This is a genomic window from Vibrio sp. B181a (genome assembly GCF_030248375.1).
GTDB lineage: Bacteria > Pseudomonadota > Gammaproteobacteria > Enterobacterales > Vibrionaceae > Vibrio > Vibrio campbellii.
This window is the reverse complement of the sequence record NZ_JAHGAD010000038.1, coordinates 231,148-244,145: the sequence shown is the minus strand read 5'-3', so window position 1 is coordinate 244,145 and position 12,998 is coordinate 231,148. Positions and strand designations below refer to the sequence as shown.

General features: G+C 46.3%; 12 protein-coding genes. 3 read left to right on the top strand and 9 right to left on the bottom strand.

Features of this window, described 5'->3' with window-relative positions:
* Positions 1-30: 30 nt before the first annotated feature.
* The 8 genes from rseP to rpsB form a co-directional block, all read right to left on the bottom strand.
* Entirely contained in the window at positions 31-1,389 is a 1,359-nt protein-coding gene (gene rseP, locus KIO97_RS17855; protein WP_045369581.1) for a sigma E protease regulator RseP, read from the bottom strand.
* Positions 1,389-2,594 (bottom strand): 1-deoxy-D-xylulose-5-phosphate reductoisomerase, encoded by a 1,206-nt coding sequence (gene ispC, locus KIO97_RS17850; RefSeq protein WP_005430242.1) that lies wholly within the window; start codon positions 2,592-2,594, stop codon positions 1,389-1,391. The genes rseP and ispC overlap by 1 nt, the downstream gene beginning before the upstream one ends.
* 51 nt (positions 2,595-2,645) lie before the next feature.
* Positions 2,646-3,488 carry a phosphatidate cytidylyltransferase gene (locus KIO97_RS17845; protein WP_285383572.1) on the bottom strand — a complete coding sequence of 281 codons (843 nt, stop codon included), beginning with the start codon at positions 3,486-3,488 and terminating at the stop codon, positions 2,646-2,648.
* Between the two features lie 12 nt (positions 3,489-3,500).
* Positions 3,501-4,256, bottom strand: coding sequence for an isoprenyl transferase (locus KIO97_RS17840; protein ID WP_005529363.1), 756 nt, complete (start codon positions 4,254-4,256; stop codon positions 3,501-3,503).
* Between the two features lie 96 nt (positions 4,257-4,352).
* The gene (gene frr / locus KIO97_RS17835; RefSeq protein WP_005436779.1) at positions 4,353-4,910 is read right to left on the bottom strand and encodes a ribosome recycling factor; all 558 of its coding nucleotides are present in this window, start codon (positions 4,908-4,910) and stop codon (positions 4,353-4,355) included.
* Positions 4,911-5,005: 95 nt separating this feature from the next.
* Positions 5,006-5,737, bottom strand: coding sequence for a UMP kinase (pyrH, locus tag KIO97_RS17830; protein ID WP_038891875.1), 732 nt, complete (start codon positions 5,735-5,737; stop codon positions 5,006-5,008).
* 154 nt (positions 5,738-5,891) lie between these two features.
* Entirely contained in the window at positions 5,892-6,737 is an 846-nt protein-coding gene (tsf, locus tag KIO97_RS17825) for a translation elongation factor Ts (RefSeq protein ID WP_005436775.1), read from the bottom strand.
* A 131-nt stretch (positions 6,738-6,868) separates the two neighbouring features.
* Positions 6,869-7,597, bottom strand: coding sequence for a 30S ribosomal protein S2 (gene rpsB / locus KIO97_RS17820; protein ID WP_045395160.1), 729 nt, complete (start codon positions 7,595-7,597; stop codon positions 6,869-6,871).
* A gap of 396 nt (positions 7,598-7,993) precedes the next feature.
* On the opposite strand from rpsB, the gene map reads away from it, so the two are divergent.
* The 3 genes from map to KIO97_RS17805 all read left to right on the top strand — a co-directional run bounded on the left by map (position 7,994) and on the right by KIO97_RS17805 (position 12,133).
* Positions 7,994-8,872 (top strand): type I methionyl aminopeptidase, encoded by an 879-nt coding sequence (gene map / locus KIO97_RS17815; RefSeq protein ID WP_005431715.1) that lies wholly within the window; start codon positions 7,994-7,996, stop codon positions 8,870-8,872.
* A gap of 100 nt (positions 8,873-8,972) precedes the next feature.
* On the top strand, positions 8,973-11,597 hold the full coding sequence (glnD, locus tag KIO97_RS17810; RefSeq protein ID WP_005529367.1) for a bifunctional uridylyltransferase/uridylyl-removing protein GlnD: 2,625 nt from the start codon (positions 8,973-8,975) through the stop codon (positions 11,595-11,597).
* 152 nt (positions 11,598-11,749) lie between these two features.
* Positions 11,750-12,133, top strand: a complete 384-nt coding sequence (locus KIO97_RS17805; RefSeq protein ID WP_005431713.1) for a DUF3461 family protein — start codon at positions 11,750-11,752, stop codon at positions 12,131-12,133.
* Positions 12,134-12,228: 95 nt separating this feature from the next.
* Here the strand turns inward: KIO97_RS17805 and truC are convergent, their stop codons facing one another.
* On the bottom strand, positions 12,229-12,996 hold the full coding sequence (gene truC, locus KIO97_RS17800; protein ID WP_050904959.1) for a tRNA pseudouridine(65) synthase TruC: 768 nt from the start codon (positions 12,994-12,996) through the stop codon (positions 12,229-12,231).
* Positions 12,997-12,998: the final 2 nt, after the last annotated feature.

The window sequence follows — 12,998 nt, the reverse complement described above, 5'->3', positions numbered from 1 at the left end:
TTCCTTGCTACTGCTTTTGTCTCTGAACTATCACAGACGAGTAAAATCATTAAATAGCGCTAACGCCATGAGCGAGAAGATAATCGCACCACCAATTCGATAGCCCATTTCCTGTACTTTCTCAGGCACTGGGCGTCGGATGACTGCTTCGATTGCGAAAAACAGTAGATGCCCACCATCCAACATTGGTAAAGGAACGAGGTTAATAATACCTAGGTTAACACTAATTAGTGCCAGAAAACCTAAAAAGTAGACCAGACCGTAGTCTGCGGTCGCCCCTGCTCCTTTGGCAATAGATATTGGTCCGCTCAAATTGTTCAGACCAACGTCACCTACAATCAGTTTCTTAAGCATACTGATTGTAAGTCCAATAACTTGACCAGTCTTGTCAATCGCTTTGCCAATAGACTCGAATACACCAAACTGTAGTTCGAAGCGATAACTTTCTGGCCATTCTGCGACTTCGGGTGCGATACCCGCGAAGCCAACGGTTTCTTTGTTAGCTAGCTCACGACTACCTGGAATCAAGGTAAATGACTGCTCATCACCTTGACGCAACACGATCACATCAATTGGTGTTTCTGGGTTAGAACGAATGGCTTGAACCACGTCATCCCATTTAGAAATCTTTTCACCTTCAATCTCGATGATTTTGTCACCAGCTTGTAGGCCTGCTTTCTCAGCGGCACCACCTTCACTCACCTGCGCTAGCTCCGTGTAGATCTCAGGAGTGTACGGTTTGAAGCCTAGTGACTGCATCGCAGATTGTGTTTCAGGATCAAATTTCCAATCACGGATATCAAGTGTCTTCGTGACTTCTGAGCCAACTTCATTTGCTGAAGATAGCGTCACTGTCATCGAATCATCACCGATATGAGAAACTAATCCCATGTTGACTGATTCCCAGTCCGGAGTTTTGATACCTGAGATGGATTTTAGTTCCATCCCTGATTCAATTCCTGCTTCTGCAATGATTGAATTGGGCGTAACTTCACCAATTACCGGCTTCACTGCTGGCACACCAATCAAAAAGACCAGCCAGTACGCCACAATGGCGAAGAGAAAATTGAAAATCGGACCCGCCGCCACAATCGATGTGCGCTTCCAAAGTGGCTTTTGGTCAAACGCCAAATGCTTTTCGTGCTCAGGTACTTCATCAACACGGCTGTCCACCATCTTGACGTAGCCGCCCAGCGGAATCATCGAAATGCTGTACTCAGTTCCGTCTTTGCCTACTTTACTCCAAATAGACTTACCGAAACCGATAGAAAACTTTTCAACTTTTACACCGCAACGACGCGCAACCCAAAAGTGACCATACTCGTGCACGGCCACCAAGATGCCCAGTGCAACGATAAAAGAAACCAAATTCCACAAAATACCAGTCATTAGCTACGCTCGCGTAAAAATTCTAAGGCGATAGTTCGTGACATTCTATCTAGCTCTATCAAGCTTTCCAAGCTATTCACATTCTCACTTTTATGGCTTGCAGTGATTTTGTTCAAAACTGATTCATTGATGCGAGCGATATCAGTGAAACCTAAGCGGTTATTTAAGAAAGCATCCACTGCGACTTCGTTCGCTGCATTCAGAGCGGTCGTAGCATGTTGGCCTTCGTAACACGCATCAATCGCCAACTTCAAACATGGGTAGCGTGCAAAATCGGGTTGAAGGAACGTCAACTCGCCCACTTGAGTAAAATCGAGTGGTTTCACACCAGCATCCACACGAGATGGGTAAGACATAGTCAACGCAATCGGAGTTGCCATATCGGGTTCACCCATTTGTGCTAAGACGGAACCGTCTCGGTATTGCACCATTGAGTGAATCACCGACTGAGGGTGAATAATCACCTTCAACTGCTCGCGAGCCGCATTAAACAGCCATTTCGCTTCAATGTACTCAAGACCTTTGTTCATCATGGTTGCTGAATCAACCGAGATCTTAGGACCCATTGACCAGTTCGGGTGAGCAATCGCTTGTGCTGGGGTTACTTTCTCTAGCTCTGCGATGTCGGTATAACGGAATGGACCGCCAGAACCAGTTAGCAGAATTGATGAAATACCATGCTCTTCTAAGTTACAACGACCTAGGCTGGTTTGAACTTGCTGAGGTAAACACTGGAAGATAGCGTTGTGCTCGCTGTCTACAGGAAGTAGCTCTGCGCCATGTTCTTCTACTGCGTCAATGAACAGTTGACCGGACATCACCAGTGCTTCTTTGTTTGCCAATAGCACACGCTTGCCGGCTTTCACTGCCGCCATCGTTGGTAGCAAACCAGCCGCACCAACGATAGCCGCCATCACGCTGTCGACTTCTTCTAAGGCAGACACATGACAAAGCGCATCAACACCACCTAGCACCTCAGTGCTTGGCGAGACAGAAGCCAGTTCTGATTGCAGAGCCAATGCCGCCGCTTTATCCGCCATCACAGCGTATTTTGGTTGCCATTTACGGCAGAGCGCGACCATCTTTTCAACGTTAGTGCTTGCCGCTAATGCGACGATAGAAAACAGCTCAGGGTTTTGTTCAACCACTTTAAGTGTGCTTGCACCGATTGAGCCTGTTGCACCAAGAATCGTTAACTTTTGCATGATGTAAGACCGTTAGAAAAATTCAGGAGCGACGAAGCCGCTCCCGATAAATTAGAATACGTAGTAAAGAAGAGCAAATACTGGGAAGGCAGCGGTCAGGCTGTCGATACGATCAAGAATACCGCCGTGCCCTGGAATAATATTGCTGCTGTCTTTGATGCCTGAAACACGTTTGAACATGCTTTCTACTAGGTCACCAAGTACGGAAATCACAACCGTAATCAATGTAATGATCACCATGTGAACTGGGCTGGTGAATTGGATATCAAACCAACCTGCGAACAACCAACCAACAATCAATGCTGCGATGATGCCGCCAATCAAACCTTCGATAGTCTTGTTTGGACTCACATGCGGTGCCATTTTACGTTTACCCATGCTTTTACCAGCAAAGTAAGCGCCACTGTCTGCAGCCCATACCAAGAAGCAAACATACAGCACAAGTTTTGCGCCGTGGTATGGATCTACTGAAATATCGGAAGCTCTAAGAATGATCACGCTCCAAAGGAAAGGGATCAAAGTCAGAAAACCAAACAAATGACGAAGCGCTTTGCTGCCTTGCCATAGGTTGGTGGTTTTAGGGTAAGTAATGGCCATTGTGCTGGCGATAATCCACCAAACAAAACCGAGCGCTAAAACTGTGTAATGCGGTGCTGCCAGTTGATTAAGGCTTACTGCATCAGGCGAAATGAATAGAAAACTGAGTCCGGTTACGACAACGGCTGGTACGAGGGCAGCGATGCGTGATTTGCTTTCTGTAAACTGGGTCCACTCCCAAAAACCTAATAGCGTAATCGCCGTCAAAGCGGTGATGAAGCCGATTAGGGGTAATTTAAAAATACCTAAAATTACAAGGGGAGCTAAAATTAGTGCTGTTATTATTCTCTGTTTCAAACTAACTAGTCCTTATTGAGCAGCCATCAATGCCTTTACTTGCTCGCCAGTACAACCAAAGCGACGCTCTCGGTTAATAAACCAAGTTACAGCTTCTACTAAGCTGTCTTCGCCAAACTCTGGCCAGTACTCCGGAGTAAAGTACATTTCAGCATACGCCATTTGCCACAGCATGAAGTTACTAATGCGACACTCTCCACTTGTACGGATCAAAAGATCCACTTCTGGAAGGTCTGCCATTGTTAGATGCTGGGTAATCAGCTGCTCATTGATATCCTCTACACGGATCTCACCGTTACGCGCTTTCAACGCCAACGTTTTTGCCGCCTCTGTGATATCCCATTTGCCGCCATAGTTAGCCGCAATGTTAATCACCATACCCGTGTTGTTTGCCGTCAGTGCTTCTGCTTCCGCAATTTTACCTTGCAGTCGCTCACTAAAGCGGCTGGTATCACCAATGACACGCAGGCGTAAGTTGTTTTTATGCAGCTTTTTCACTTCGCTAGAAAGTACCGAAATGAACAGCTCCATCAACAGACCCACTTCTTCCTCAGGACGACGCCAGTTTTCACTACTAAAAGCGAACAACGTCATGGCTTTAATACCGAGTTTAGAAGCTGCAGCAACGGTCTTGCGAACGGCGTTAACGCCTTTTTTATGACCGAATACGCGAGGTTTTCCTTTGGACTTAGCCCAACGGCCATTACCGTCCATAATGATGGCAATATGCTTAGGGAGGGAATCAGAGAAGGCTTGAGAATTTTGCATAGGGAGTTAATTGAGTTCCATCAGTTGGATAGACTAACACAAAAAAACGCTGCACTGTGAGCACAGCGTTTTCCAACAGTGATGTGGGTGGGAGTATTAAACTTCCATCAACTCTTTTTCTTTAGCAGCAAGAACTTCGTCGATCTTCTTAACTGCTACGTCAGTCAGTTTTTGAATTTCGTCTTGTGCTTTACGATCTTCGTCTTCAGAGATTTCTTTATCTTTTAGAAGACCTTTTAGGTCGCTGTTTGCGTCACGACGGATGTTACGAACAGCAACACGTGCGCCTTCAGCTTCACCACGAACAATCTTAACTAGGTCTTTACGACGCTCTTCTGTTAGCGGTGGAAGTGGAACGCGGATGATTGTGCCAGCAGACATTGGGTTTAGGCCAAGGTCAGACATCATGATCGCTTTTTCAACTTTTTGAGTTAGTTCTTTGTCGAAAACTGTGATTGCTAGAGTACGAGCGTCTTCTGCAACAACGTTTGCTACTTGGTTAAGAGGAGTAGGAGCACCGTAGTACTCTACAGAGATACCAGATAGTAGGCTTGGGTGCGCGCGGCCAGTACGAACTTTAGAAAGGTTGTTCTTTAGCGCTTCAACGCTTTTGTCCATGCGCTCTTGCGCGTCTTTATTGATTTCGTTAATCACGGTTTCACCTTAAAAATGTCATCTTTCCTGAAGAAAGCCTAAAAGGGTTGAGCAAAGCGAAACACCATCCAACCTAGCGTGGATGGCGTTTAGGATTATGCGTCAGCGTTGATCAGCGTGCCTTCAGCTTCACCCATAACCACGCGACGTAGTGCGCCTGGTTTGTTCATGTTAAATACACGGATTGGCATTTTGTGGTCACGAGCAAGTGTGAACGCAGCCAAGTCCATTACTTTCAGTTCTTTATCCAGAACTTCATTGTAAGATAGCTTATCATACAGCTCTGCGTCTGGGTTTGCTACTGGGTCAGCAGTAAATACGCCATCAACTTTCGTTGCTTTTAGCACTACGTCAGCTTCGATTTCGATACCGCGTAGACACGCTGCTGAATCTGTAGTGAAGAATGGGTTACCAGTACCTGCAGAGAAGATTACTACACGGCCTTGGCGAAGTTCGCGGATAGCGTCTGCCCAATTGTAGTCGTCACACACGCCTTTTAGAGGAATTGCAGACATTACACGAGCGTTAACGTAAGCACGGTGAAGTGCATCACGCATTGCTAGACCGTTCATTACTGTTGCAAGCATACCCATGTGGTCGCCTACTACACGGTTCATACCCGCTTCCGCAAGACCAGCACCACGGAACAGGTTACCACCGCCGATTACCACACCAACTTGAACACCCAGTTCAACCAGCTCTTTCACTTCTTGAGCCATACGGTCAAGAACCGCTGGGTCAATACCAAAACCTTCTTCGCCTTGAAGAGCTTCACCACTCAGTTTTAATAGAATACGTTGATACGCTGGTTTAGGGTTCGTAGTCATGGAGTTTACCTTCCAAAAGAGAGTTGTCGATTAACAGTCATGAATAGACACAAGGTGACTTATAGCTATTCATCACGGCTAAGTTTTTGCCGCTCTTTTCGTAAAAAGACCGCAGCCTTGGCTACGGTCTAATATTTACACAAGTCTCTAAGGATTAACCTTTTTGAGCTAGTGCTACTTCTTCTGCGAAGCTCATTTCAGCTGCTTTCTCGATACCTTCACCTACTTCTAGGCGAACGAATGTAGCAACAGAAGCACCTTTCTCTTTTAGCATTTCGCCAACAGATTTCTTAGGTTCCATGATGAAAGCTTGACCAGTTAGAGAGATTTCGCCAGTGAATTTCTTCATGCGGCCGATAACCATCTTCTCAGCGATCTCTTGTGGCTTGCCTTCGTTCATAGCGATTTCAACTTGAACTTCTTTCTCTTTAGCAACTACGTCAGCTGGTACGTCTTCTGGGTTAACGAACTCAGGCTTAGAAGCAGCAACGTGCATTGCAACGTGCTTAAGAGTTTCTGCGTCGCCTTCACCAGCAACAACAACACCGATTTTCTCACCGTGACGGTAAGAAGCGATTGCAGTACCTTCAACGTAAGCAACGCGACGGATGTTGATGTTCTCGCCGATTTTAGCAACTAGAGCTACGCGCTCTTCTTCGAACTTAGCAACTAGCTCTTCAGCAGTAGCTTTAGTCGCTAGAGCGTCAAGTGCTACTTTGTCTGCGAATGCAGTGAAGTTACCGTCTTTAGCAACGAAGTCAGTTTGGCAGTTAACTTCAAGAAGAACAGCAACGCCGTTTTCTTCTTTGATGATGATTGCGCCTTCAGCTGCAACGTTACCAGCTTTTTTAGCTGCTTTCGCTGCGCCTGATTTACGCATGTTTTCAATTGCTAGTTCGATGTCAGCGTTTGCTTCTACAAGCGCTTTCTTACATTCCATCATGCCAGCGCCAGTGCGCTCGCGAAGTTCTTTAACTAGAGCAGCAGTTACAGTTGCCATTCTCTATTCCTCGTTTGATTCGAAATAAGGTAAAAAACAGGGGCCTACATTGTCGGCCCCCATTGCTAACTATAACTCAGTCTGTGCTACAACAAGGTTTCACATAGACTAAGTGTGACACAGAGCCGTTATTATTCAGCTTCTACGAAACCGTCTTTTTCAGCAACTGCTGCAACGTCTTTGTTGCGACCTTCAGACACTGCAGATGCTGCAGCGTTTAGGTATAGTTGAACTGCGCGGATCGCGTCGTCGTTACCTGGGATGATGTAGTCAACGCCGTCTGGGTTAGAGTTAGTATCTACCACAGCGTATACTGGAATACCTAGGTTGTTAGCTTCTTTAATTGCAATGTGCTCGTGATCAGCGTCGATTACGAATAGAGCGTCTGGTAGGCCGCCCATATCTTTGATACCACCAAGAGATTTCTCTAGCTTCTCCATTTCACGAGTACGCATTAGAGCTTCTTTCTTAGTTAGTTTTTCGAAAGTACCGTCTTGTGCTTGTGCTTCGAAATCTTTTAGACGCTTGATTGACTGACGAACTGTTTTGTAGTTCGTTAGCATGCCGCCCAACCAACGGTTGTTCACGTAGAACTGGTTGCTTGCGATTGCAGCTTCTTTAACAGCTTCAGATGCAGCGCGCTTAGTACCTACGAATAGAACTTTACCTTTCTTCTCGCCAACTTTAGCTAGTTCAGCTAGAGCTTCGTTGAACATTGGTACAGTTTTTTCTAGGTTGATGATGTGAACGCGGTTACGAGCACCAAAGATGAATGGCTTCATTTTTGGGTTCCAGTAACGAGTTTGGTGACCGAAGTGTACACCAGCTTTCAGCATATCGCGCATTGATACAGTTGCCATTTTAAAATCCTCTATGGGGTTAGGCCTCCACATCCCCCATAATTCCGACCAAGCTTCTGCTCAGCACCCCGGAACATGTGACGGAATGTGTGTGATTTAAAGATAAAAGTTAATCGGAAGAAGCCTGCTTCGCCACTTCTCTAACGAAAAGTAAAGAGAACAGTCCTCGATTCCGGCGCGCTTTATACCATATTTTAGCCCAACATGGCTAGTAAAAATTGTTTCTTACAATTCTAATTTACCTATCACACTCCCCCCTACTCTCTCTTAAATTCCATGACTAGACTACAAGTAAGAATGACTCATATTCTTAACTGGCTTGGGTTAACTGCAAGATGTCTGATAGAATGCGCGCATTCGCACGTTTGCGTGCTTACGAATAAATAGAGAAAGCCAATGTCAATCAAGATTAAAACTGCTGAAGAAATCGAACGCATGCGTATTGCGGGCAAGCTAGCCGCAGATACTCTAGAAATGATCGAACCCCATATTAAAGCGGGTGTGACGACAGACGAATTAAACCAAATCTGTCACGATTACGCTCTAGAGCGAGGCGCTTACTCTGCACCGCTTGATTACCATGGATTCCCTAAATCAATCTGTACGTCAATCAACCACATCGTTTGCCACGGTATTCCTGCGGCGCAAGACGAAAAAGGTGCAAACGGCCAAATGAAGCCAGCTGTACTTAAAGATGGCGACATCATCAACGTTGATATCACGGTTATCGTTCCTAACGATGAAAACGCAGATCTAAGCGTTCGTCCACAAGGCTACCACGGTGACACTTCTAAGATGTTCCTAGTTGGTGATGTATCACCTGCAAACAAACGTCTGTGCATGGTGGCTCAAGAGTCTCTGTACATCGGTATGCGTCAAGTGAAGCCTGGAGCAACGGTTGGTGACATCGGTACCGCTATCGAGAAGTACATCAAAGAAAACAATAAGAACAACCCTCGTAACAAGTTCTCTATTGTGAAAGACTTCTGTGGTCACGGTATCGGCGATGAGTTCCACGAAGAGCCACAAGTGGTTCACTACAAGAACAAAGACCGCCGCGTACTGAAAGAAGGCATGTGCTTTACTATCGAGCCAATGATCAACGCAGGTAAGTTCGGTTGTACTGTTGACGCTCAAGACGATTGGACGGTTTACACTGGCGACGGTAAAAACTCAGCACAGTGGGAACACACTATCGTGGTAACCAAAGAAGGTTGTGAAGTACTAACGCTTCGTAGCGACGATACCATTCCACGAATGATGAAAAACGTTTAATCGCCCATCACTTTCCATATCCCCGCCCATGCGGGGATATTTTTTATCTGCAGCAAATTTGTTAGATTGCTAATAGTTTTAGCTTGCACGGATAGCAAATATGACCCTTCAGTCTCCTCTTACGTTTACCGATGAACAGATCAACATCGGCGAACTTAAGCAAGAACTCGAAAAATTCAGTTCATACCAAAAAGAAGAATTTCTTCAACATCACCCAGTGACGAACCTCGTTTTGTCACGTGCGGAGTACATGGATTTACTCCTCAATCGTTTATGGCAACACTTTGGATTCAAAGACATCCATAATATTTCATTAGTTGCCGTAGGTGGTTACGGGCGTGGTGAGTTACACCCACTGTCTGATATCGACATTTTGATTCTGTCGAATAACAAACTGCCAAACGCGCTAGAAGCCAAAATCAGTGAGTTCATTACCCTGTTGTGGGATTTACGCCTCGAAGTGGGCCACGCTGTGCGTACTGTGGATGAATGTGCAGAAATAGGCCGAGCAGATTTAACCGTTGCAACAAACCTACAAGAAGCGCGTTTGTTGTGTGGCAGTGAAGACACTTTCCAAGCTTTGAAGAAAGTGGTGCTATCCGACTCTTTCTGGCCGAGCGAAACCTTCTACCGCGCGAAGATTCAAGAGCAGCGTGAACGCCACGCGCGCTACCATGACACCACTTACAACCTCGAACCCGACATCAAGTCCACGCCGGGTGGCTTGCGTGATATTCACACTTTAAGCTGGGTGGCACGTCGTCACTTTGGCGCAACCTCGTTACTAGAAATGAGCCGCTATGGCTTCCTGACCGATGCGGAATACCGAGAGTTGGTTGAATGTCAGGATTTCCTATGGCGTGTACGTTTTGCCCTGCATATCGAGCTGCGTCGTTATGACAACCGACTGACCTTCGCTCATCAGGCACAAGTCGCGGAGCACCTTGGCTACGTTGGAGAAGGTAACCGAGGCGTCGAGATGATGATGAAGGAGTTCTACCGTACCCTTCGTCGTGTGGCAGAGTTGAATAAGATGCTACTCAAGCTGTTCGATCAAGCGATCATCAATGGTGGCGCTTCCGAAGACGCAGAAATCATCGATGAAGATTTCCAACGTCGTGGCGCACTGATCGAAGCACGCAAACCAGCACTATTCCAAGCACGCCCAGAAACGATTTTAGATATGTTCCTGCATATCGCCAACGATTCAAGCATTGAAGGCGTCAGCCCACCGACTTTGCGTCAGTTACGTACCGCACGTCGTCGTTTGAACAAGTTCTTGCACACCATTCCAGAAGCACGTGAAAAGTTTATGGCGCTGTGTCGTCATCCAAATGCGCTGCATAAAGCGTTCAGCCTAATGCACAAACTTGGTGTACTCGCAGCGTATCTACCGCAGTGGAGCCAGATTGTCGGTCAGATGCAATTCGACCTTTTCCATGTGTATACCGTAGATGAGCACAGTATTCGCCTGCTCAAACACATCAATACTTTCAGCTACGCAGAGAACCACAGCAAACATCCAATTTGCTGCGAAGTTTATCCTCGAATCCAGAAAAAAGAACTACTGATTCTGGCGGCGATTTTCCACGACATCGGTAAAGGCCGCGGCGGTGACCATTCGGTGATTGGCGAAGGCGAAGCGTATGACTTTTGTATCGAACACGGCTTGTCTAAGCCAGAAGCGAAACTGGTTAGCTGGCTAGTAAGGCACCATCTGTTGATGTCTGTGACGGCACAACGTCGTGATATTTACGATCCAGACGTGATTACCGAGTTCGCTAAGCAAGTTCGTGATGAAGAATACCTTGAGTACCTTGTGTGTCTGACCGTTGCAGATATCTGCGCGACCAACCCAGAGCTTTGGAACAGCTGGAAACGTACCCTGCTCGCCGAATTATTTTATTCAACCCAACGTGCGCTTCGTCGTGGCTTAGAGAACCCAGTGGATGTACGCGAACGTATTCGCCACAACCAACAAATGGCCTCTGCCCTGCTGCGCAAAGAGGGCTTCTCTGCGCGCGAAATTGAAGTTCTGTGGCAGCGCTTTAAAGCCGATTACTTTTTGCGTCACACCCATAAGCAAATCGCTTGGCACTGCGAGAACCTACTGCGCATGGAAGACACGAGCAAACCTCTGGTGCTTATCAGCAAAAAAGCCACGCGTGGTGGTACTGAAGTGTTCGTCTATAGCCCAGACCAACCGGCATTGTTTGCTACCGTCGTAGCGGAGCTTGACCGCCGCAACTTCAACGTACACGACGCGCAAATCATGACAAGCAAAGATGGCTATGTGCTCGATACTTTTATGGTACTGGATCAACACGGTAAAGCGATTGAAGAGGGCCGCCATAGTGCCGTGACTAAGCACATTACCCACGTATTGGAAGACGGTCGTCCGACAAAAATTAAAACGCGTCGTACACCAAATAAGCTCCAGCACTTTAATGTAAAAACCAAAGTTGACTTCCTGCCTACTAAGAGCAAAAAGCGTACTTTGATGGAGTTTGTCGCTCTCGATACGCCGGGACTGTTGGCAAAAGTTGGACGTACCTTCGCAGACTTGGGCATTAACCTCCATGCAGCAAAAATCACCACCATCGGTGAGCGTGCAGAAGACTTGTTTATCCTAACCAGTGAAGCAGGCGGCAGGCTGAGTGAAGAGCAGCAAACAGAACTGCGTGAGAAGCTGATAGAGAAATTGTCTGACTCAGTTTCAGCCTAAGTAAAAACATAAGTTTCATCAACAACTAAGGTGGGCAAGAGTGATAGCGATCTTGCCCACAAGTTGAGCAATTTGATGAAATATCAGCTATCTAGCTCATAAATGGGCTGCTACAGTTGTATTGACTCCAATTCAATACACAGAGGTAGCCTATGTATCCCCACCTCACTGGTTTGGGCATCCACGATCCAAAACAGATTGAACGTTATTCCCTGCGCCAAGAAGCACACAAAGACGTCCTAAAGATCTACTTCCACAAGCAGAAAGGCGAATTTTTTGCTAAGAGTGTAAAGTTCAAATACCCTCGCCAAGTCAAAAGCGTGCTGGTAGACAGCGGCAGTCACAAATACAAAGAAGTCACGGAGATCAACCGCAACCTCACGCTGGTTATCGATGAACTGAATAAGATCACCAAGCCAGCGAAAACGACTGAAGTGGATGTAAAAGAGAAAATTCTCTCTGATCTTCGCCATCTGGAAAAAGTCGTTTCTAGCAAGATCGCAGAGATCGAGGCAGATCTGGAAAAACTAAAATAGTCCGTTTCATTCCTCAATAATTAAAAAAGGGGTTGGCATACATACCAACCCCTTTCTCGTCTTATCTTTCGCCGACACAGCTCAATCCAAGCGCATTATTTTACCAACGATTCATCCCACTCAAATCGAGTAAACAACTGCTGCCAAGTCTCATCGATATTGGCTTTCATCACGATTTCTTCATCCGTAAATGGATGTACAAAACGTAGCTCTGACGCATGCAACAACAGTCGGTGAGAGTCGAATTCCGTGCGATACAACTTGTTGTGCTTACCATCACCATGTGTTGTATCACCAACAATAGGATGACGCAGGTGAGCCATGTGACGACGCAACTGGTGCTTACGTCCTGTCTTCGGCTTCATTTCCATCAAACAGTAGCGCGTGGTTGGGAACTTACCTGTTGAATAAGGTACTTCCACTTTTGCTAGCGGTTTGTATGCCGTTACTGCTTCTTGTGCTTCTTTCTCTTGCGAAGCAAACTTATCGGCAATTTTATCGAGTTCAACTTTCAGAGCGTAATCCAATACGCCTTCTTCCTCGATCCAGCCACGAACGATCGCGTGATAGGTCTTCTCCATCTTGTGCTCTGCAAACATTGGCATGACTTGCGATGCCACTTCACTGGATAAAGCAAACACAAGCACACCCGAAGTAGGGCGATCTAAACGGTGCAATGGGAAAACATGCTGACCAATTTGATCGCGTAGCGTTTGCATCACGAATTGAGTCTCATGCTTATCCAACCAACTGCGATGGACTAACATACCTGCAGGTTTGTTCACCGCAACAAAGTACTCGTCCTGATAAACGATCTCTAATACAACGGGTTCAACAGATGGTGATGTTTCTTGTTCTGACATTG